General features: G+C 42.0%; 18 protein-coding genes and 1 rRNA gene. 18 read left to right on the top strand and 1 reads right to left on the bottom strand.

Annotated features, from left to right (window positions below; genetic code table 11):
- Positions 1-539 precede the first annotated feature (539 nt).
- From LZG72_RS28470 to LZG72_RS28545, 16 genes are all read left to right on the top strand, one after another.
- A complete protein-coding gene (locus tag LZG72_RS28470; RefSeq protein WP_233878592.1) occupies positions 540-1,961 on the top strand; it encodes an anthranilate synthase component I family protein in 1,422 nt (473 codons plus the stop codon).
- A 90-nt stretch (positions 1,962-2,051) separates the two neighbouring features.
- Positions 2,052-2,618, top strand: coding sequence for an aminodeoxychorismate/anthranilate synthase component II (locus LZG72_RS28475; protein WP_233878594.1), 567 nt, complete (start codon positions 2,052-2,054; stop codon positions 2,616-2,618).
- A 71-nt stretch (positions 2,619-2,689) separates the two neighbouring features.
- On the top strand, positions 2,690-3,676 hold the full coding sequence (trpD, locus tag LZG72_RS28480) for an anthranilate phosphoribosyltransferase (protein ID WP_233878595.1): 987 nt from the start codon (positions 2,690-2,692) through the stop codon (positions 3,674-3,676).
- 45 nt (positions 3,677-3,721) lie between these two features.
- The gene (gene trpC / locus LZG72_RS28485) at positions 3,722-4,540 is read left to right on the top strand and encodes an indole-3-glycerol phosphate synthase TrpC (RefSeq protein WP_233878596.1); all 819 of its coding nucleotides are present in this window, start codon (positions 3,722-3,724) and stop codon (positions 4,538-4,540) included.
- Positions 4,537-5,187, top strand: coding sequence for a phosphoribosylanthranilate isomerase (locus tag LZG72_RS28490; protein WP_233878597.1), 651 nt, complete (start codon positions 4,537-4,539; stop codon positions 5,185-5,187). Before trpC ends, LZG72_RS28490 begins: the two co-directional genes overlap by 4 nt.
- Positions 5,188-5,195: 8 nt before the next feature.
- Positions 5,196-6,395: a tryptophan synthase subunit beta gene (trpB, locus tag LZG72_RS28495; RefSeq protein WP_233878598.1), complete on the top strand. Its 1,200-nt coding sequence runs from the start codon at positions 5,196-5,198 to the stop codon at positions 6,393-6,395.
- Between the two features lie 24 nt (positions 6,396-6,419).
- Positions 6,420-6,620 (top strand): hypothetical protein, encoded by a 201-nt coding sequence (locus LZG72_RS28500; RefSeq protein ID WP_026632703.1) that lies wholly within the window; start codon positions 6,420-6,422, stop codon positions 6,618-6,620.
- 46 nt (positions 6,621-6,666) lie between these two features.
- Positions 6,667-7,056 (top strand): Dabb family protein, encoded by a 390-nt coding sequence (locus tag LZG72_RS28505; protein WP_409017755.1) that lies wholly within the window; start codon positions 6,667-6,669, stop codon positions 7,054-7,056.
- The gene (gene trpA / locus LZG72_RS28510; protein WP_233878600.1) at positions 7,053-7,859 is read left to right on the top strand and encodes a tryptophan synthase subunit alpha; all 807 of its coding nucleotides are present in this window, start codon (positions 7,053-7,055) and stop codon (positions 7,857-7,859) included. The genes LZG72_RS28505 and trpA overlap by 4 nt, the downstream gene beginning before the upstream one ends.
- Before the next feature lie 77 nt (positions 7,860-7,936).
- Positions 7,937-8,674, top strand: coding sequence for a hypothetical protein (locus tag LZG72_RS28515; protein WP_233878601.1), 738 nt, complete (start codon positions 7,937-7,939; stop codon positions 8,672-8,674).
- Between the two features lie 180 nt (positions 8,675-8,854).
- On the top strand, positions 8,855-12,175 hold the full coding sequence (locus LZG72_RS28520; protein ID WP_233878615.1) for a DUF4175 family protein: 3,321 nt from the start codon (positions 8,855-8,857) through the stop codon (positions 12,173-12,175).
- Between the two features lie 185 nt (positions 12,176-12,360).
- Positions 12,361-12,774, top strand: coding sequence for an rRNA maturation RNase YbeY (ybeY, locus tag LZG72_RS28525; protein ID WP_233878602.1), 414 nt, complete (start codon positions 12,361-12,363; stop codon positions 12,772-12,774).
- A 52-nt stretch (positions 12,775-12,826) separates the two neighbouring features.
- Complete coding sequence (mnmG, locus tag LZG72_RS28530; RefSeq protein ID WP_233878603.1) at positions 12,827-14,689, top strand: tRNA uridine-5-carboxymethylaminomethyl(34) synthesis enzyme MnmG; 1,863 nt, start codon at positions 12,827-12,829, stop codon at positions 14,687-14,689.
- A complete protein-coding gene (locus tag LZG72_RS28535) occupies positions 14,690-15,592 on the top strand; it encodes a class I SAM-dependent methyltransferase (RefSeq protein WP_233878604.1) in 903 nt (300 codons plus the stop codon).
- 65 nt (positions 15,593-15,657) lie between these two features.
- On the top strand, positions 15,658-17,265 hold the full coding sequence (locus tag LZG72_RS28540; protein WP_233878606.1) for an Ig-like domain-containing domain: 1,608 nt from the start codon (positions 15,658-15,660) through the stop codon (positions 17,263-17,265).
- Positions 17,266-17,706: 441 nt separating this feature from the next.
- Positions 17,707-19,521, top strand: coding sequence for a tetratricopeptide repeat protein (locus LZG72_RS28545; RefSeq protein WP_233878608.1), 1,815 nt, complete (start codon positions 17,707-17,709; stop codon positions 19,519-19,521).
- Between the two features lie 140 nt (positions 19,522-19,661).
- Here the strand turns inward: LZG72_RS28545 and thrC are convergent, their stop codons facing one another.
- On the bottom strand, positions 19,662-20,960 hold the full coding sequence (gene thrC / locus LZG72_RS28550; protein WP_233878610.1) for a threonine synthase: 1,299 nt from the start codon (positions 20,958-20,960) through the stop codon (positions 19,662-19,664).
- A 127-nt stretch (positions 20,961-21,087) separates the two neighbouring features.
- On the opposite strand from thrC, the gene pruA reads away from it, so the two are divergent.
- The gene (gene pruA / locus LZG72_RS28555; protein WP_233878611.1) at positions 21,088-22,719 is read left to right on the top strand and encodes an L-glutamate gamma-semialdehyde dehydrogenase; all 1,632 of its coding nucleotides are present in this window, start codon (positions 21,088-21,090) and stop codon (positions 22,717-22,719) included.
- A gap of 254 nt (positions 22,720-22,973) precedes the next feature.
- A 16S ribosomal RNA gene (locus LZG72_RS28560) occupies positions 22,974-23,039 on the top strand; the annotation flags it as partial.

The raw sequence follows: 23,039 nt of genomic DNA on the forward strand, positions 1-23,039 counted from the left end.
CCGAACAGAGAAGTTAAGCCCCGGACCGCCGATGATACTTGGATCAAACCTGGTAAAGTAGGTAGTCGCCACAATATCAACCATAAGACCATCCCAAAAAGATGGTCTTTTTTTGCTTACAAAAATATCAGGACAGGAAACCTAGGCGCGGGGAAAACATAAGTCCATCCCGGGGTTCCCTAGCCTACCAGTCGCAAATTACTTATTCCTGATCAATGCGATAAAGCACGTTTTGGTTTCGTAGGTTCCAACATAATATCAACAAAAGGACTCCCATAAAACTTGGTTTGCACGCGACCTGCTTGAAAAATATTCTTTTCTAATATTTTTCAAGCAATTCTCTTTTTTCTATATTTGTGACCTAATGACCGTTAGTCAATTACTATGAAATTATATAATACTATTTGGTGGTGGCGTGCACGTCTTAAAAAGATGGACGAGTAGGCTATTGCTTTGGTATAATCAAAATATACTTTACAAACGGCTCGCTGTTCATCTGACAGCGAGCCGTTTTTTTGTGCACTTTACAGTATTTACAAATGAGACCCGTATCCAAAACCTATCAAATTACTACCCGGTATAAAAAGCTACTCGCTGATACCCTTACTCCTGTCTCCATTTATTTGAAGTTAAGAGACCGGTTTGTAAACACAATTTTGTTAGAAAGCTCTGATTATCACGGCAATGAGAACTCGTTCACTTATATTTGCTGTGACCCCGTTGCATCTTTTAAACTAAATAATTCAGTAGTAACCCAAGTGTTTCCAGATGGAGAGAATTTCACCTATTCACTCGCCAGAAGAAAAGATGCAGTACAATCTTTATACAACTTCGCAAAAAGTTTTACCTCAGAGAAACATTCCTTTCCCTTTATAACAAATGGTCTTTTTGGACACATGACTTATGATGCCGTAACCTATTTTGAAGACATTGAAATACAGCCTGCTAGTAGTGAAACAGAAATTGATCAAATTTTTTATCAGGCATATCGCTATGTAATAGCAATTAACCATTTCAAAAATGAGCTATATATTTTCGAGCATCAATATGGTGAGCAAAAGGATGATAATAGTTTTGAGCAAATTGAAATTCTAATCAAAAACAGGAATTTTCCGAAATATGACTTTCACATCGTCGCCGAAGAAAAATCAAATGTTACCGACGATGAAATGAGAACTGTGATTCAAAAGGGCATCGATCACTGCCTTCGTGGCGATGTTTTTCAGATTGTTCCCTCACGGAGGTTTAGTAGGGAGTTTCAAGGGGATGAATTTAACGTGTATAGGGCTTTACGTTCCATTAACCCCTCGCCATACCTATTTTATTTTGACTACGGCAGCTACAAAATCTTTGGTTCTTCTCCGGAAAAACAAATATTTATAAAAAATGGCCAGGCGGAAATTCATCCGATTGCAGGTACTTTTCGGAGAACCGGGGATGATCTTGCTGACGCAGAAGCTGCTCAACAGCTGTTGAATGATCCGAAGGAAACAGCGGAGCACGTAATGTTAGTAGACCTTGCCAGGAACGATTTGAGCAGGAGCTGCAACGCTGTGAGGGTTACCAATTACAAAGAAGTTCAATATTATTCACACGTGATCCATTTAGTTTCAAAAGTAGTTGGAACAATGAAAGAGGATGTAAATCCTTTACAACTTGTGGCGGATACCTTTCCCGCCGGCACTCTTTCCGGGGCACCTAAGCATAATGCGATGAAGCTGATTGATCAAATGGAAAGCAGTAACAGGAGCATTTATGGTGGAGCAATTGGTTTCATGGATTTTAATGGGGATTTCAATCATGCTATTGCTATCCGGACATTCCTCAGCAAGGATAATACCCTATTTTACAGGGCTGGAATGGGAGTCGTGGCGAAATCAGACGTGGAAAGTGAGTTGCAGGAAATTAACAACAAGCTTGCTGCACTAAGACAGGCGATCAGGTTTGCGGAAGAAATCTAATATTATTAACATGTCAAATCATAGGAAATCGGGTGGTGAACTTGTTATTGATTACAAAATCGCATTATAGTAACTACAAATAGTATTGAGATGAAAATTCTGGTTCTGGACAATTACGATTCATTTACATATAATCTGGTCTATATTCTGCGGGAGCTTCACGATCAGGTAGATATTTTTCGCAATGACAAAATCGAACTTGAAGACGTCGATGGATATGATAAAATTCTCTTATCTCCCGGCCCGGGGATTCCATCTGAAGCGGGAATTATGCATGATCTAATTCGGGAATATGGCCCGAAAAAGAGCATTTTAGGTATTTGCTTGGGACATCAAGGCATTGGCGAGATCTATGGCGCCACGCTCGAAAACATGACTGATGTCCTTCATGGAATAAGTGACACTGCTATCATAACCGACCACACCGAACGAATTTTCAAAGGCCTACCTTCAGAGATTAAGGTAGGAAGGTATCACTCGTGGACTGTCATTCCTGAAACTCTTACAGATGATCTAACGATTACAGCCCTTGATGAAAAAGGCAGGATAATGGGATTATCGCACAAAAAGTACGACGTCAAGGGGCTGCAATTTCATCCCGAATCGGTGTTGACTGAGCATGGGAAAGAAATGCTGCAAAACTGGCTCAACTACTGACAGATCCATGTTCCGACATGTCGCCACTGACATTAACCCTATTTCGTTCTGCATATAAATTCGCCATTTAAATGAAAAGTATTCTTAGCCATTTGTTTGAATACAAAGTTCTGAGCAAGGAACAAGCAAAGGATGTATTAATAGGAATTAGCACGGGTAAATACTCAAATTCCGAGATTGCCTCATTTTTAACCATCTATGCAATGAGAAGCATCACGGTAGAAGAACTTGAGGGCTTCCGGGATGCTATGTTAGAGCTTTGCCTCAAAATGGACCTTTCCGAATATGATCCTATTGATGTATGCGGAACTGGGGGAGATGGAAAAGATACCTTCAATATTTCAACGCTTTCCTGCTTTGTCGTGGCGGGGACTGGACAAAAAGTTGCGAAACACGGCAACCATGGCGTATCCTCGCTTTGTGGCTCCTCGACTGTCCTTGAATATCTTGGCGCGACATTTACAAATGACAAAAGTTACCTGGAAAAGAAGATTAATGAGGCCGGCGTCTGCTTTTTGCACGCTCCACTTTTTCACCCAGCAATGAAAAATGTTGCACCTATCCGGCGTGAATTGGGGATCAAAACCTTTTTCAATATGCTTGGTCCGATGACCAATCCCGTATCCCCTAAAAAACAGCTTGTGGGCGTTTTCAATCTTGAATTAGCGCGCCTTTTTGCCTATCTTTACCAACAGACGGATAAACAATTTCTAGTTCTCCACGCCTTAGACGGTTACGACGAAGTGTCATTAACAGGAGCTTTTAAGATCATTACCGCTCATTCCGAGCAAGTTCTTACTCCCTCGCATTTAGGGCTCCAAACTTTGCGCGCTCAGGATTTATCAGGTGGAAAGACTGTCGAAGATTCAGCGAAAATTTTCATGAATGTGTTGAATGATTGCGCAACCCCTTCCCAAAAACAGGCGGTCTTAGCGAATGCTGCTTTGGCTATACATTGTGCTAATCCAAGCTTGTCGCTGGTTGATTCCGTTGCTTCTGCAAGAGAATCCCTGGAAAGCAAGAAAGCATTGCGGAGTTTTAAAAAATTGATTGAATAATAGTTTTGCTCAACAGAACCTTGAACCATTGAATCACGAAGTCTGATGAATATTCTGGAAAAAATAGTTGCCCGCAAGCATATAGAAGTTGACGAAGCGAAACGCAGGACATCTGTTTCAATTCTGGAAAAGGAACTTCTTTTTGAGCGGAAAACAATCTCATTAGCTTCTTCATTAAAAGCAACTCTTTCTCCTGGGGTTATATCCGAATTCAAACGAAAATCCCCATCAAAAGGAACCATTAATGACCAGGTCAAGCCGGAAATTGTTACCAGAGACTATGCAAATGCTGGTGCATTAGGGTTGTCTGTACTCACAGATCAGGATTTTTTTGGCGGTTCATTTTCAGATTTCCTGGCTGCCAGGGATGCAAATCCTGGTATACCCATGCTTCGGAAAGATTTCATGATCGACGAGTATCAGTTGTTTGAAGCAAAATCCATTGGAGCTGATGTCATTTTGCTTATCGCAGCATGCCTCAGTCCGGCAGAAGTAGCATTTCTGAGTAAAAAAGCCCATGATCTCGGAATGGAAGTTTTACTGGAGGTACATAATGAGGAAGAACTGACTGCCTGTATCGGCGAACACATTGATATGGTGGGAGTTAATAACCGAAATCTGAAAACGTTTGAAACATCCATAGAAACTTCTATTGCTCTGAGCGAACAGATTCCTGATACTTTTGTTAAGATCTCAGAAAGTGGGTTAAAAGATGCAGATACAATTTTGAAACTATATCACCATGGCTATAAAGGCTTTTTGATCGGTGAGACATTTATGAAAACTGCTGATCCTGGAACCGCACTTGCAGATTTGCAGAAAGATATAACTCAACACAGTAATTTAAATTCACTGGTTCTATGAAAATCAAAGTTTGCGGACTGCGCCAGCAAGAAAACATTGAAAAGGTTGTTGCCCTAAAACCTAACTTTATCGGTTTCATTTTTTACGAAAAATCTCCGCGCTTCGTCGGCGAAGAACTGAATGAAGAATACATCAGGAGTATTCCTCAAAGTATCAAAAAAGTAGGTGTGTTTGTCAATGCAAGTCCGGGCCACATTTTGAATATGGTCAAGAAATATGATCTTCAATATGCCCAGTTGCACGGTAACGAGATGCCTGATATTTGCAGGAGCATTCGTCAGAAAGGTGTTAGCGTGATTAAGGCATTCAGCATTGACGAGCACTTTAATTTTGCCATGTTGAACAACTATAAATCCTTCTGTGATTTGTTTCTATTTGATACAAAAGGAAATCAGCCGGGTGGGAATGGAACTGCATTCGACTGGAATTTATTGAAGAGATATGACAATGAGAAACCCTTCCTGTTAAGTGGGGGCATTGGTCCCGAAAATATTGACGAAATCATTACCTTATCAAAAACACTTCCCATTTACGGCATCGACGTGAACAGTAAGTTTGAAACCGAGCCCGGGATAAAGGACATAGCAAAACTTGAAGATTTATTCAGTTTGATACGCGTTACTGAAAAAGAAAGCGCAGAAGCTTAATCATAATTATGGCGGCAATAGCAGAGAACAAATCTTACCAGGTTAGTGATACGGGATATTATGGAAGTTTCGGAGGTGCATTCATTCCCGAAATGCTTTATCCGAACGTAGAAGAATTGCGGAAAAATTACCTGCATATCATCGCAGATCCTTCCTTTCAAAAAGAATACAACGACCTTCTTAGGAATTATGTCGGCCGGCCAACGCCACTTTACCGGGCGAACAGACTTTCGGAAAAATATAAAACCAATATCTATCTCAAAAGAGAAGATTTATGTCATACCGGCGCTCATAAGGTCAATAATACCATTGGCCAGATACTCATGGCGCAGCGACTGGGAAAGAAGCGCATTGTGGCTGAAACCGGGGCTGGACAGCATGGTGTCGCTACTGCGACGGTTTGTGCATTGATGAATCTGGAATGCATCGTGTATATGGGCGAGCTGGATATTGAAAGACAGGCCCCAAATGTGGCGAGAATGAAAATGCTTGGTGCTGAGGTCCGACCTGCGACTTGTGGATCGCGTACTTTGAAAGATGCTACTAACGAAGCAATGCGGCACTGGATTAACAATCCTGTTGATACACACTACATCATCGGATCTGTGGTGGGGCCACATCCTTATCCGGATATGGTTGCCAGGTTTCAATCTGTAATCTCTGAAGAGATCCGGTGGCAGTTGAAAGAACAAACCGGTAAAGAAACGCCCGATTACGTGCTGGCTTGTGTTGGTGGCGGAAGTAATGCGGCTGGCGCATTTTATCATTTCCTCGATGATGAAAATGTAAAACTGGTGGCTGTGGAAGCTGCCGGAATGGGTTTAACCTCCGGACATTCCGCAGCGACAACTGCATTAGGCAAGCCAGGTGTGTTACATGGCAGCAGAACAATCTTAATGCAAACGGAAGATGGACAAGTCGTTGAGCCATTTTCAATATCAGCCGGTCTTGATTATCCGGGAATAGGACCTCAGCATGCCTACTTGTACGACAGCGGAAGAGGCATTTTTATGTCGGCTACCGATGAAGAAGCGGTTCAGGCTGCATTTGAACTTACTCGAAATGAAGGTATTATCCCCGCGCTCGAATCGTCCCATGCACTCGCGGTATTGGGTGAATTGGGAGCTGGTCCAAATGAAACGGTGGTAGTAAACCTATCTGGTCGCGGAGATAAGGATATGGCGACATACATGAAATACATCGATTAATCGCTCAACTTAACTGTAAAACACATGGCTACATTAACATTACCGGAAGTTTTTGATCTGAGACTAAAAATTCAGGAACTGGAAGGAAAAGTCAATTCGGGTGAATTATCGCTATTTGAAAGATGCGACCTGGAAGACGAGATCCTTGAATTAAAAGAAAAGCTAGGCGAATTTGACCGGCTGAAGTTCAGTGACGAAGGCGAATGCCTGAATTGCTCGGCGTAGTAATGCCCGTTTTCCGCATTAAAATTGAATCACTAACCTAAAAAAAATGAATTTCAAACTTCTTCTAGTCGCCGCAACGCTCCTTTTTGGATCGATGGCATTTGTTTCACCTGAAAACCCAGCCCCGAAAAAAATGTTGCGCCACGTTGTTTTGTTCAAATTTAAAGATTCCGCAACTCCGGCCCAGGTTAAGGAAGTGGAAGAGGCTTTCAAGGCACTTCCATCAAAAATAAAGCAGATTAAAAGCCTGGAATGGGGTACCAATAACAGCCCGGAAGGTTTGAACCAAGGATTTACACATGCATTCTTCGTTACGTTCGAGAGCGAAGCAGACCGTGCGATTTACCTGCCTCATCCTGACCATAAAGCCTTCGGTAAGGTTCTGGGACCTCATCTGGACAAAGTATTGGTTGTTGACTACTGGACTCAGGAATGAACCGTATAACCAAACTTTTCGCTGATTCCACGCCCGGGAATCACGATGGATTACTGAATGTGTATTTCACGGCCGGCTTTCCCGAACTGAACGATACCGTCCGTGTTTTAAAAGCATTGCAGGATGGTGGCGCAGACCTCGTTGAGATCGGAATGCCGTACTCAGACCCGGTTGCTGATGGAGAAACCATCCAGAAAAGCAATGACCGCGCGCTGGAAAATGGCATGACCGTGAAGGTCCTTTTCGAGCAATTGAAAAATATGCGCGAAACCGTTTCTGTCCCCGTTTTACTCATGGGATATGTAAATCCCGTTTTGCAATATGGCATGGAGCAATTTTGTCAGAAATGTGCGGAAGTAGGTGTAGATGGCCTGATTCTGCCGGACATGCCGATGGATGTGTACCTGAACGAATATAAATCCATTTTCGATTCTTATGGCATCCTGAATATTTTCCTTGTTACGCCACAAACCTCAGAAGAACGCATACGCCAGATTGACGAGGTTAGTGAGGGTTTCATCTATACCGTCTCCTCGGCGAGCGTCACAGGCTCAAAAAGTGGCGTTAGCGCCGATATGGAATCTTACTTTGGAAGACTAAATGCAATGAACCTGCGCAATCCCAGGCTGATTGGCTTTGGGATCAAGGATAATGCGACTTTTAAACAAGCTTCGGAATATTCGGCCGGTGCGATTATTGGCAGCGCATTCATTCGCATTTTGCAGGAAAGCACTAATCTTGAACAAGATATCAGATCATTTGTTCGCTCGGTAAAGAACAATCCGGAAACGATCGAAGTATAATCTCACAACTTTCTGCAGGCATCAATTTTGTACAAACAACCCCGGAAGAGGTTGTTTGTTTTTTTAACGTGATGTTTATGCGACTCAATGCTATTACCCTGATTTTACTTTCCATTCTCTCAACCCCGCTTCATGCGCAGCTTAAGCTGGATCTCGAAGGCGGCGTAGTATTTGGTACAAATTATAATAAGGTAAGAATCCCAAATGCCGGTGGCACCACTGTTAACCTGGCGCATGAATTGGCAATCAATCCTAAGGCTTTCTATCGGATCAGAGCTGCATATGTCTTGGGGGAGAGGCATACGATTTCAGCATTATTCGCTCCATTGACGGTGAAGTACAACGGCTCTCTCGGAAGAGATGTGAATTTCAATGATCAGCTATTTCCAGCCCAACAACCTCTGGACGTATTCTACAAATTCAATTCATACCGTCTTACCTACCGTTATGATTTTGTTTATAAGGCGAGATGGCGTGTGGGCGCCGGACTTACTGCAAAAATCAGGGATGCCGACGTGCGATTTAAAAATGAATCTCTCGACACACATTTCGACAACATCGGTTTTGTTCCTCTCATTAATTTCTACGCATCTTACAAGCCTTCTTACCACTGGACTCTCATTCTGGAAGGAGATGCATTAGGTGCGAAGGCTGGCAGGGCTGAGGACATCTTTGCCGGGGTTGCTTACCAGGTCAGTCCGAAGATCGGGATTAAGCTGGGTTACCGGGTTGTGGAAGGTGGCGCCGATGTGGAGGATGTTTATAATTTCAACTGGATTAACTATGCTTCCGCCGGGCTGCTTATTTCTTTGTAGCCACAGAATTTTTGCTCCGTTTAGGCCGCATTTACGCAAGGTTGAAGTGCTTTTTCTGTGAAATTTAGTTATATTTCTTCGTTTTAAGCGTTGGCAGATCTATGGTAATTTTTGTGAGTTACCAACGTTATAAAATCCGCACAGTTAAACGAAAATCCTATGGCCAGTTTTACTCCGGCAATGGAAGGCCTGTTGCTTCGCATTCAGGAATACCGTCAAAAATATTATCAGAATCAGCTACTGAAAGGCATTATCTTCTCGATTGGCCTTTTACTGACTGTTTTTCTGTTTTTCAATACCATCGAATATTTCGGCAGGTTTAGCTCATTTGTCCGGGGAATGCTGTTTTTTGGGTTTCTGGCAGTCGTTTTGTTTTCTATTTTTCAATGGGTTATCCAGCCGGTCATTCATTTGTCGGGATTAAGGAAACCAATTTCGGATGAAGATGCGGCGTTGCAGATCGGGCAATATTTTCCGGAAGTAGGGGATAAGTTGGTTAATACACTTCAATTGCGTGGATTAACAGGTAGTCAATCGGATCTTATCGACGCAAGTATCCGGCAAAAATCCGGTCAGTTGCTTATTGTCCGGTTTTCTGATGCCATTCGTTTTAATGAAAATAAAAAACGGATCAAATACGCCATTTACCCACTCGTGGCCATTGCCGTTATCCTGCTTTTTAATCCCGCGTTCTTTTCATCAAGTTCTGACAGGATCATCCATTTCCAAAAAAATTATACATATGCCCCATTTTCGTTTATTCTTGAAAACAAAAGTTTGAAAGCATTTCGGAATGAGGATTTTACATTAAAACTTAAACTAAAAGGCGAAGCATTACCGGCCTCGGTATACCTGGTTCAGAATGGATCGAGATTTAAACTTACGCCCGAAGGCAAGCAGAATTTTTCCTATACTTTCAAAAACCTGCAAAGAGACGTCGCCTTTTCTTTTGATGCAGCCGGCTATGCTTCCGATGAATACAAAATCAATGTAAATGAGCGGCCGTCGTTACTTTCCTTTGACGTTAATCTGCATTACCCTGCTTATTTGAACAAACCTTCGGAAGGATTGAATAATGTAGGTAACCTGTCCGTTCCCGAGGGTACCACCATTGAATGGGATTTCAATACCAATTCCACAAAATCGCTCGCCATTCGTTTTGAGAATGATTCTGCATTATATCAGGCCAAGGAAAGCAATGGAGATCACTTTGAAATCCGAAAATCGGTCCGAAAATCCTCGCAGTATCAGGTTACTCTGAAAAACGAAGAAACCACAAATGCGGATAAGATCGGCTATTTTATCAATGTAATTCCTGACAAATTTCCTGTTTTGAATCTTGAAAATTTTCAGGATACGACACTTTATAACTACCTGGTACTCGGAGGTTCGATCAGCGACGACTATGGATTTTCGCAGCTTAAAATGTTCTACTCCATTAAAAGAGAGAATGAGACGAATCCTTCCCAGCCAAAAACCATTCCCATTCCATTTAACAAAACGGTCAACACCCAAAGCTTCTTCTTTCAATGGTACGTTGATAGCCTCAAACTGGCGCCGGGAGACAAGATCGAGTATTATGCCCAGGTGTGGGATAATGATGGCGTAAACGGCGCAAAAAGTGCCCGTTCGAGGTCCATTCAGTTTACAGTTCCGTCCAAGGATCAGCTTGAAGCAGAGATCAAAAAGTCCGAGCAGGAAACGGAGAATCAGATCCAGTCGGCCATGAAAAAGGCGCAAAGCCTGCAAAAGGATATTGAAAATCTGGATAACCGTTTGAAGAGTAATAAAGAACTCGACTTCAAGGAACAAAAACAGATTGAAGAAGTAATCCGGAAACGCGAGGAGCTCATGAAGGAACTGCAGGCTTTGCAGGAAAAGCATCAGGAATCGAACGAAAAATCAAAACAATTCAACCAGCAAAGTCCTGAACTTCAAAGTAAGATCGAACAGCTGCAAAAGCTGATGAATGATCTTATGAATAACGACAGTGAAAAACTGTATAAAGAATTGAAAAAACTGCTCGAACAAAAGCAAAGCGAACGCATGTCGAGCATGATGGAGAAATTGAAAAACAAAGAGGGAAATCTGGAAAAAGAGCTTGAACGGACCATGAAGCTTTTCAAGCAAATGCAGATGGAACAGAAAATGGAGAATCTCGTCAAGAAGCTGAATGACCTGGCTGAAAAGGAAGAGACATTAGCAGAGAAAACGCAGGAGAATGAAAAGAACAAGAATGGTGATGATAAGAAGGGTAAGAATGAGGATCTGAAAAAAGAGCAGGAAAAGATCCAGGACGATTTCAAAAAAGCGCAGGAGAATGCGCAGGAGGTGGAGGAAATGAGTAAGGAACTGGAACAGCAGATCGATACGCAGAAGGAGGAGCAAAAAAATGCTTCTGAGCAAATGGAACAGAGTAAGCAGCAGTTGGACAAGCAACAAAATTCAAAAGCTTCTCAGTCACAAAAAAATGCGGCTAAATCCATGAAGAAAATGTCGCAGGCCATGGAGGAAGCAATGGAAACTGCCGAAATGGAGCAAATGCAGGAAAACCTGGATGCATTGCGTGATATTCTTGAAAACCTGATTACTCTTTCTTTCGATCAGGAGACCTTAATGAAGGATTTTCGTGGCGTTAGTTTGCAGGATCCGCGGTTTATCAAACTCGGCCAGCAACAACTGAAATTGAAAGATGACGCAAAAGTCGTGGAGGATAGCTTATATGCATTGGCCAACCGGGTTGCTCAGATACAATCGTTTGTGACACGCGAATTGAATGATATGAAATCTTACATGGATGAGAGTGTCAAAAGCATTAAGGATCGGCAAATCAACGTGGCGACTTCCAAGCAGCAATTTGCAATGACCTCCATGAACAATCTGGCATTAATGCTCAGCGATGTATTTAACCAAATGCAGCAGCAAATGGCCATGGCGATGCCCGGAAGTGGAAAGGGTAAGAAAGGCAAGCAAAAAGGGGAAAGTAAGGGTATGGGCGAAATGCAGGAAAAGCTGAATGGAGAGATGAAGAAGCTGGGCCAGGGTAAAGAAGGACAGGGACAAAGTTCGGAGCAACTCGCGCGCATGGCGGCGGAGCAGGCGGCGATCCGGAAGATGATCCAGGATTTGATGGAGTCACAAAAGGGTACGGAAGCTGGCAAGCAGTTTGGAAAAGAACTTCAGGAGATTTCGGAAAAAATGGATGAAACAGAAACGGATTTGGTGAACAAACGTATTACTCCGGAGCTGATCAAACGTAACCAGGAAATCACGACGCGGTTGCTGGAATCGGAAAAAGCGATGAAGGAGCAGGACGAAGACGAGCAGCGAAAAGCACAAAGTGCCAAACAACTTCCGCGCCAGCCGCCAGCCGCATTTGAAAAGTATATCCGCGAAAAGGAAAAGCAGACGGAACTCCTTCGCACAATTCCCCCCACATTCTCCCCATTCTACAAACGGGAGGTGGATACCTACTTCAAGAAATACCAGGCCAAGAACTGATCAAGATTTCGTTTTGTTGATTATTAACGCGCGACGATTAACACTTTTTAAGAGGGTGTTGATCGTCGCTGACGTTTCGTACGGAGTAATCTTAGGAAGATACTTAGTATGTTTGTAAATTATTTAGGGTCAAACATTTGATGTTTATAGGCCATTAAGAAGTAGCGTGATATTACTCAAAGAATATGCTTAATTTCTTCTCAGAAGACATCGAATTCAGTCTGCCAAATCCACTTAAAACGAAGAAATGGATAAAAAACTCCTCTAAATCAGAGGGTTATGAAATATCCGATCTGAATTACGTCTTTTGTTCGGATGAATATCTGCTGGAAATTAACAAACAGTACCTCGATCATGATTATTATACGGACATCATTACGTTTGACAACAGTGAGGAAGACAATGTTCTTGAAGGGGATATTTACATTAGTATAGACCGGATCCGGGAAAACGCCGACACGTTCCACACCGATTTTAACACCGAGCTGAGGCGGGTACTCATTCATGGACTACTGCATTTGACCGGTTATGAAGACTCAACAGATGAGTTAAAAATGGTCATGAGGACCAAAGAAGATGAGTACCTTATGCAGTTTTGATTAATTTCCACGTGGAACACTTTAATTAAAGTAGTTTAACAAGTACCAAAATATGTTTCAAGAATATGATGTAATCGTAGTAGGGGCGGGCCACGCCGGATGTGAAGCGGCAGCCGCCGCGGCAACCATGGGTTCGTCCGTTTTACTGATTACAATGAATATGCATACCATCGCACAAATGTCCTGCAACCCGGCGATGGGAGGTGTAGCAAAAGGACAAATCGTTCGGGAAATCGATGCGCTGGGTGGACAGTCGGGAATTGTGAGCGATAAGACGATGATCCAGTTTCGGATGCTTAATCTTTCCAAAGGTCCGGCCATGTGGAGTCCAAGATGCCAGAGCGACCGTGTACTTTTTGCTCAGGAATGGCGTAACATTTTAGAAAATAATCCGAATGTAGATTTCTGGCAAGACACTGCAAAAGGAATCATCATCGAAGATGGTCGGGCGCGTGGTGTAACAACGAGCCTTGGAATTGAAATTCGATCAAAGTCAGTTGTACTTACGAATGGGACATTTCTGAATGGATTAATCCATATTGGCGAAAAGAACTTCGGTGGTGGACGGACGGGTGAGAAATCGGCTACCGGAATCACCGAGCAACTTGTTTCCATTGGATTTGAATCCGGCAGAATGAAAACCGGAACTCCGCCGCGGGTTGATGGCCGATCGCTCGACTATTCCAAAATGGAAGAGCAGCCGGGTGATGAAAAACCCGCGAAATTCTCTTACACTAATACCAAGCCTCTGGCTGAACAAAGAAGCTGCTGGATTACTTACACAAATCAGGAAGTACACGATATTCTTAAAACGGGTTTCGAAAAATCACCCATGTTTTCGGGGCGTATCAAAGGCATCGGTCCAAGATATTGCCCGTCGGTAGAAGACAAGATCAACCGTTTTGCGGATAAAGACCGTCACCAGATTTTCGTAGAACCGGAAGGGTGGGACACGGTAGAAGTTTATGTAAATGGTTTCTCGACCTCTTTACCTGAAGACGTACAGTACGCCGCATTGCGGAAAATTCCGGGCTTTGAAAATGCTAAGATGTTCCGGCCCGGCTACGCCATTGAATACGACTATTTCCCACCGACGCAGCTGAAATCAACACTCGAAACGCATTTGGTAAAAAACCTCTTTTTTGCCGGACAAATCAATGGTACCACCGGATATGAAGAAGCAGCTTGCCAGGGATTAATGGCCGGGATCAATGCACATCGTAATGTGAATGACCTGGCACCATTTGTACTCAAAAGATCCGAAGCCTACATTGGCGTGCTGATTGATGACCTTATTAATAAAGGTACCGAGGAGCCTTACCGTATGTTTACGTCACGGGCGGAATATCGGACGCTTTTGCGCCAGGATAATGCAGACATACGGTTAACTCAAAAGGGTTTCGACATCGGATTGGCAGATCAGGATAGATTAAATACGGTAAGAAGAAAGCAAGCCCAGGTGGAAGAAATTATATCCATTTTGTCAAGCACAAAAGTCAATCCCGATGACATTAATGGAGCGCTCGAAGAAATTGGAACTTCACTCATCAGAGAAAAATCAAGCCTTTCCCAACTACTAAAAAGACCGCAAATATCAATTGACCAGTTGCGTGAAAAGAGCACGTTGATAAATGAGTTACTAAGTGCATTTGAGGTCGACTCCATTCAACAGGCAGAGATAAACCTGAAATACGACAGCTACATTGAGAAAGAAATGCTTCTTGTTGAAAAGATGAACAAGCTCGAAAACCTGGGCATCATAGAAAATTTCAACTATGACGTTGTAACTTCTTTGTCTTATGAGGGAAGGGAAAAATTGAAACGGACACGTCCAGCTACCATTGGGCAAGCATCACGCATCAGCGGGGTAAGTCCGTCTGACATTTCAGTATTAATGCTTTATATAGGAAGATAAATGTCATTAGAAACGCTTGAAACCTGCCCGGTTTGCAACAATACCAGCTTTGAAAATTTCTTGAATGTAACGGATTACACTGTTTCACAAAAAGAATTCACGATTCAGAAATGCATTACGTGTCAATTCCTTTTCACAAACCCAAGACCCGACGAATCTGAAATTGGCGATTACTACCAGTCTCAGGACTACATTTCACATAATGATCAGGCCAAGGGTTTGATCAGTAAAGTGTACGGCATTGTGAGAGATTACACGATCGGCCAGAAGGTAAAAATGATCAATAATCTGTCAAATGGTAAGGGAAAACTCTTGGACATAGGATGTGGTACAGGGAATTTTGTTAATGCCGGCAAAGAAAATGGCTGGAATGTTTTTGGAACTGAACCGGATCCGAATGCCCGGAATGCAGCTGCGGCAAAAACGGGAAATATCATTTTTGAAAGCATTCAGGCACCTGAACTGATCAGTGAAAAGTTCGACATTATTACCATGTGGCACGTATTGGAACATGTGCATTACCTGAACGAAACCCTGGATTGGCTTGATCAGCATATAAATCAAAATGGCACAATACTGATAGCAGTACCAAATCCGGAGTCATATGATGCTGCTAACTACGGACGGTATTGGGCGGCGTACGATGTCCCGAGACATTTGTATCATTTTACAAAAAACACAATGCAGAAACTGCTGGGGAACCATGGCTTGACGATCCAGCAAACACTTCCAATGTGGTTCGATTCGTTTTACGTTGGTATGTTGAGTACGAAATACAAAGGTCAGAAAGTTGATATACCGGATAGTATTAAGACGGGTCTAGTCTCAAATTGGAAGGGTAGAAGTACGGAGGAAAAACAAATCAATACGTCCAGCATCATTTACGTCATCAAAAAGAAATAAGCAATTCTGTTAGAGCAAACGGCCCTCAATACCCATTGTATTGGGGGCTTTTTAAATATATCAATATGATCCGAATCATCCTTTTTGCCATTTTGTGTCTATTTATTTTCGAACAATGTGCCCAGCAAGTTACCCCAACTGGCGGTAAAAAGGACTCGATCCCACCGAATCTTGTAGAGAGTAATCCGCTCAATAAAACACTCAATTTTAAAGGCCGCAAGCTTGAATTGTTCTTTGACGAGTATGTGGTGGTTGATAATATAAACCAAAAACTCGTGATCACACCCGAGGCTGATAATCCTTATTCTTACAAACAAAATGGAATGTCGGTGCTGCTTACCTTCAAGAATGAGTTTAAAGACAGTACCACGTTTACGCTGAATTTTGGTGATGCGATTAAGGATTTTGCTGAGAAAAACCCTGCAAAAAATCTCAAGCTTGTTTTCAGTACGGGAAGCTCCCTGGACTCAGGCCGGGTTTATGGCAGTTTGAAAGACATTAAAACTAATAAGCCCATTTTCGATGCACTTGTCGGACTTTATAATGTAAGTGACACACTGAATATCGCCAAGCAAAAGCCATACTACTTTTCCAGAACGGACAGCAGCGGGACATTTTCCATAGAAAATATTCAGATGCGCAACTATAAGTTGATCGCCATTGATGACAAAAACCGGAACATGCTTTACAATGCAAAAGACGAACGAGTAGGCTTTCTCGAGAAGGAAGTGAATGCCAGTCGCGATTCCGTTACCTATGCACTCAACATGTTCTTGTCCGACAACACGCCATTAAAGATTCAACGGACCACACCCAGAGTCAATAATTACTCTGTCATATTTAGTAAAGCAGTCGAAAAAGTAGCGGTTACTTTTATGAACAAGGATACACTTCCGTATCTGCTGGAAGCGGGAAATACCCTGAAATTTTTTAATGTTGAACCACATCCCGACTCCACATTGGTCAAATTGTCTGCCACTGATTCATTGGGAACGACTACTGAATTTGAGCAGAAAATAGCATTTCAGGCACAGAGAGGGAAGGAGCGACAACGCGACCAACTTACGCTTTCCACACTTCCGGAATCGAACAAACCTTTAAACAATACGTTTGTTTACAAGTTTATTCTCAACAAACCGATCCAGTCGATAGATGATAAAAAGATCACACTGATCACGGATAGTCTGACCCACGAACCGTTGAGCGCATTTCAATGGAGCTGGAACCCTAATCACAATATTCTCATTGTAAACGCAAAATCGTTTGCTAAAGACTCCATTAAATGGGACATACCGAAAGGATCGTTCATAAGTGTAGAAGGCGATACGCTGCCAAAAACCTTCCTTAAACATCCCGTGCTGAATGAAGAAGATTATGGTCTGATTAATGGAAAGGTAATCCACCCCGACTCGGTTACCAGTTTTATAGTTCAACTGGTAGACGAGCAATACAAACTGATTGAAACTACGTTTTCCTCACCCTATACATTCCGAAACATTCCGCAAGGAAAGTACTATCTCCGCGTGATTGTGGACGCCAACAAGAACCAGAAATGGGACACGGGCGAAATTGACAAAAATCTTCAGCCGGAAGCCATTTACTACCTACCCGAGAAGATCCTTTTGAAGGCGAATTTTGAATTGAACGACATTAATATCACCATTCCTAAATAAAAAATTTTGAATTTGTTATCAATACTGTGTGGATAACTATGTGAATAAGTCCAAAATTTTGTGTGTAAGTACTGGAGAAATGTTAGTTAATGTGTGGATAACCCCTGTTTTGTGTGGACAAATATTCGAATTTCTGCCGACTGTGTACAAAACAGATGTTAACATCGAGTTAACACAATGTTTATTCACCATCCATCTTGTGGATTAATACTTACCCTAACTATCATCTATTATTAACATCCGAATGTGATTTCATTATTTGCTAACTTGTATTTCAGCAAATTAGATGTGGATAGGCATAAAATTTAATGTTAATAACTGCCAATACTTATACACAAAATGTTGATAACTGTGTTAATTACTCGTGGATAAACTAATTATCCCCATTTCCACAGCCCTAAGTAATAGTAATAATTAAAGGAGATTTTTTTTTTAGCTATTATGAAAAAGTATTTAAGATCGATTGGATTACAAATTATGATGTTGGGGGCGGCGGCCGCGGCGTTCGGGCAGACTGAGAAGGAAATGGCCGAGGAGTACTTCAAAAACGGGGACTGCCCGAAAGCACTCAGCTATTATTCGGCGTTGTTCAAAACATCGTTTGAGCGTATGTCGCTGAAGAATTACACGAGCTGCATTATCAAGACAAAAGCCTGGGGTGACGGCGAGCAGTTTTATAAGCGACAAATTAAAAATGATGAGGTTAATGCGAGCTGGTATTACTTGTACTGGGGAGTTCTTTTAGAGGCGCATGGCAAGGTTCAGGAAGCCGATAAAAAGAAGACGCTTGCTGTTTCCGCTTCCGGTGCAAGAACGGAGCTCAAAAGGGATTTGGCAGAGGAATTCAGATCCATTAACCAGCCAGAATGGGCAAAAACGGTATTAATGCAGGCACGTACAGATGCCAAGAGAACGGATATTTTTCAGCTTGAACTGGCCAGTGTTTATAGAGACCTGAATGAGCCCGAAAAGATGATCGATGAGTTGCTATCTTATGGCATGCGCTATCAGAATACAGAAGTTGTGCAGAATATGCTACAGGATTTTACAAAGGACGAAAAGGAGCAGCAACTGTTGGAAAAAGTTCTTTACGACAAAATACAGAAGTTTCCTAATGAAGGATTTTACAATGAGCTTTTGATCTGGTACCAGATTCAGCGGAAAGATTTTTACAAAGCTTTTATCCAGGAGCGGTCTTTGGACAAACGTTTTAAGCACAATGGGGCACGTTTGTATAATTTGGGCCAGCTCGCTCTTCAAAATCTTGATTATAACAATGCAGGGACGATTTTTGACTACCTCGTAAAGGAGTATCCAAAAGGTCAGCTGTATCCTGTGGCACGCAGAATGGCAATTTTTGCGAGAGAAGAGCAAGTTAAAAATACATATCCGGTCAAAAAGGCCGAAGTTCAAAAGCTACTAGGTCAGTATCAGCAACTGGTGGATGAACTGGGCGTTAATGTCCGGACAATCGAAGCGTTGCGTAACATGGCGACGTTAAATGCATTCTATATGGATGATTTTAAAAAAGCTATTGAAATTTTACAAACTGCAATTGAGGCGGGTAAGCAGGAGAAATCTTTCGTAGACAAATGCAAGCTTGATCTTGGGGACATTTATCTTCTGCAAGGTGAGCCGTGGGAGGCTACGCTCGTTTACTCCCAAGTGGAGAAATCTCAAAAGGATGATCTACTGGGTTACGAAGCCAAGTTAAGGAATGCAAAACTACATTATTATAAAGGTGAGTTCGTCCTGGCAAAAGCAGTTTTAGATATCCTGAAAAAAGCGACTTCAAGAGAAATTGCTAATGATGCCAATGAACTCTCATTGTTAATAATGGATAACACTGGATTGGACAGTACTGAAACCGCCATGAGGGAATACTCTGCCGTAGAGCTATTATTATTCCAGAACAAGAAATACGACGCCATTGATTCTCTGAAGCATTTATATCAAAAGTATCCGAGTCATAGTCTAACCGATGAGATTATTTGGCTAAAGGCAAGAACATATGTCAAACTAGACAGTAATAGGCAGGCACTGGAGGATCTGAAATTATTGTACTCTAAATTCGGTCATGACATTTACGGCGATGATGCACTTTACACGATGGCTAAACTTTATCAGGAAAAACTTTCGGATAAGGACCAGGCGATGAAGTTGTATCAGGAACTGATGGAAAAATATCCGGGAAGTATTTTTGTGGCCGAGTCGAGAAAAAGATTTAGAATTTTGAGGGGCGATGTGATCAATTGATTTTTTTGAATAAAAATGTAAAAGGGATGAAACGTACTGGCTTTTCATCCCTTTTACATTTTAGTATTTACCTACTTAGATCCGAATCCCACTGAATATGCAAAGCTAATGCACCTGAAATGATGGGATTTTATCTTTAACTACTTCATCAAGAATGCCTTAAACTCAGAAAATGAAGGTTTCATTTTGATGGAAACTTTTTCAATATGAAGCAGTAACCCTAGTTTTTCAGGTATCTCCGTCTTTATTCCTAAAGTTTCGTCAACCAGCTCCAAAAATTTGGCTGGGTGAGCCGTTGAGAGAAAAACACCGGTGAGGTCAGCACGATTTACTTTTCGATATTCTTGCAGGCCGAGATAGGCTACGGCTGTGTGAGGGCACATGATGTATCCGGTATTTTTATAAACCTCCTGCATTATAGTGCTCGTCTGTTCATCACTAAAAAAATACCCGGATACTTTACTTCTTATGGAATTCCAGTCATCATCAAAAAATCTTATTAATCGAACGAAGTTGCTGGGACTTCCCACGTCCATCGCATTCGATATTGTCTCGATAGATGGTCGCGGCTCGTATTTACCAGACTCGAGGTATCTAGGAACAGCATTGTTCAAATTGGTAGCCGCGATAAAGTGCTCGACTGGCAAGCCCATTTTAAATGCCAGCAGGCCGGCACTAAGATTTCCGAAATTGCCACTAGGTACTGAGAAGACGACCGGTTTACCTAGCTTCTTGAGTTGAGCGTATGCAGCAAAGAAATAAAAAGACTGGGGTATAAGTCGTGCAATGTTGATTGAGTTTGCGGATGCCAGGTTGAATTTTGATTGGAGCTCTTTATCTAAAAATGCCTCTTTCACAAGTTTCTGGCAATCGTCAAACGTTCCATCGATTTCGATGGCTGTTACATTATGTCCAAGAGTAGTAAGTTGTTTTTCCTGAATTTCACTGACTTTGCCACTCGGATATAAGATTGTAACCGTAATGCCTGGAATTTTATAAAATCCCTGGGCAACCGCGCCACCCGTATCTCCGGACGTAGCTACAAGTATTCTTATTTCCTTTTCAGAGCGGACCAAAAAGTGCGACATGATTGCCGCCATAAACCTGGCGCCAAAGTCTTTAAAGGCCATTGATGGGCCGTGAAACAGTTCCAGAACATAATTGTCCGGTGTAATGTTAACTACAGGAGCTTCAAAATCGTAAGCGTTATTAATGATGTTTTCAATTTCACTTCTTGTAATTTCACCGTCAAATAATGTGTTGGATATTTCAACTGCAATTTCTTTGAAAGTTTTAGTTTCGATTTCTGCTAAAAATTCGGCGGAGACTTGTGGGATATATTCCGGCATATAAAGCCCATTGTCGGCTGGCAGGCTATTGAAGATAGCTTCCTCCAGTGACGCTTTGATGCTAGCAGTTTTTGTACTTTGAAAAATCATCAGGATAACTCGAGAATTAGAGTGCAAATTTAAGGAAAATAGAATTTGCTGAGCCTAAATTTTCATCTGTTTGAGCAACTAATTTGTTGTCAATAAGTCAGTATTTAAGAACATAACAACTAAAAAAATGTCAATAGGAATTTTCAATGTACCGGCAGTAAGGAATGAGCCGGTCAAAAGCTATGCACCAGGAAGTGTTGAGAGAACAGAGTTGAAAAAGGCTTTGGAGGAGGCCCGAGCTAAAACAATTGAGATTCCTCAATATATAGGGGGAGAAGAAGTGTTTTCTCAGAATAAACATAAAATTTCACCACCTCACGATCACCAGCACATACTTGGGTACTTTCATGAGGGCACTGCTTCCGATGTAAGTAAAGCCATAGAAATGGCATTGGAAGCACGTAATAAATGGGCTGCCATGAATTGGGAGCAGCGTGCGACTATATTTCTCAAAGCTGCGGACTTAATAGCGGGTCCATATCGTGCTGAAATCAATGCGGCAACCATGCTCGGACAATCTAAAAATGCGTATCAGGCAGAGATAGATTCGGCCTGTGAGCTGATAGATTTCCTCAGGTTGAATGTCAACTTCATGAGGGAGATTTATGAGGAACAACCGATCTCATCTGATGGAGTATGGAACAGAATGGAATATCGTCCGTTGGAAGGATTTATTTTTGCCATTACCCCATTCAATTTTACTGCAATTTCAGGTAACCTACCTGCTGCCCCTGCATTAATGGGAAATGTTGTGCTTTGGAAACCGGCATTTACACAGGTTTATTCTGCCAATGTAATTATGAGGGTGTTTAAAGAAGCCGGTTTGCCGGATGGCGTTATTAATATGATTCTTGTAGATGGTCCGGTGGCTGGTGACATCATTTTTAAACATCGGGATTTTTCAGGGATACATTTTACTGGTAGTACAAAGGTTTTTCAAACCATTTGGAAAACGATCGGAGAAAATATAGCTGATTACAAATCCTTTCCAAGAATAGTTGGTGAAACGGGAGGGAAAGACTTTGTTCTTGCTCATAAGTCGGCGGATCCGAAAGCAGTTGCTACAGGTCTTATAAGAGGAGCTTTCGAATATCAGGGGCAAAAGTGCTCAGCTGCATCCCGAGCTTATATCCCCTCCAATATTTGGAAGGAAGTGAAGGAATTAATTAAAGAAGACCTTGCGGATATCAAGATGGGAGGAGTTGAAGATTTTTCAAATTTTGTAAATGCTGTGATCGATGAAAAATCGTTTGATAAAATAGCAAATTACATAAGCGATGCCAAGACTAATGCGGATGCAGATATCGTTGCAGGGGGCGGTTTTGATAAGAATAAAGGCTATTTCGTAGAGCCAACGGTTCTTCAAGCTTTTAAGCCGGATTACATCACCCTCTGTGAAGAAATTTTCGGGCCGGTCTTAACGGTGTATGTTTATGATGAGGATGGATTTGAGGATATAATACTTATTATAGATTCGACATCACCCTATGCACTCACAGGCGCTGTGTTTGCAAAGGATCGTTATGCGATTCAGTATGCGACCGAACACTTGGTGAATGCAGCAGGCAATTTCTATATAAATGATAAACCGACCGGAGCAGTGGTTGGGCAGCAGCCATTTGGCGGGGCCCGGGCTTCGGGAACGAATGACAAGGCAGGCTCAGTGTTAAACCTGCTTCGTTGGGTGTCGCCGAGAGCGCTTAAAGAAACACTTGTGTCTCCAGTTGACTACAAATATCCCTTTCTAGGCGAGGTGTAATTGCATAATGGCTTCGTTTTTTTGGAATTACTGATGAATTTTAAGAAAATGAGATATTTTTTTTAACTGCTTTGTGCAAGTGTAATTTTTTTTTCTACCTTTGCAATCCCAATCGCAACAGAGGAATTGAAATGAAGTAGCGAATGTGTGATTGGCACTGTTCTTTGACATGATGAGATAAACCAAAAGAGTAAGAAAAACTCGTTTAAGAAGATTCGGTCCTTCTTTAAAAGGGAGAGGCCACAACAAAATTTACAATGGAGAGTTTGATCCTGGCTCAGGATGAACGCTAGCGGCAGGCTTAATACATGCAAGGCGAG

Source organism: Dyadobacter sp. CY323 (assembly GCF_021390245.1).
Classification (GTDB): domain Bacteria; phylum Bacteroidota; class Bacteroidia; order Cytophagales; family Spirosomataceae; genus Dyadobacter.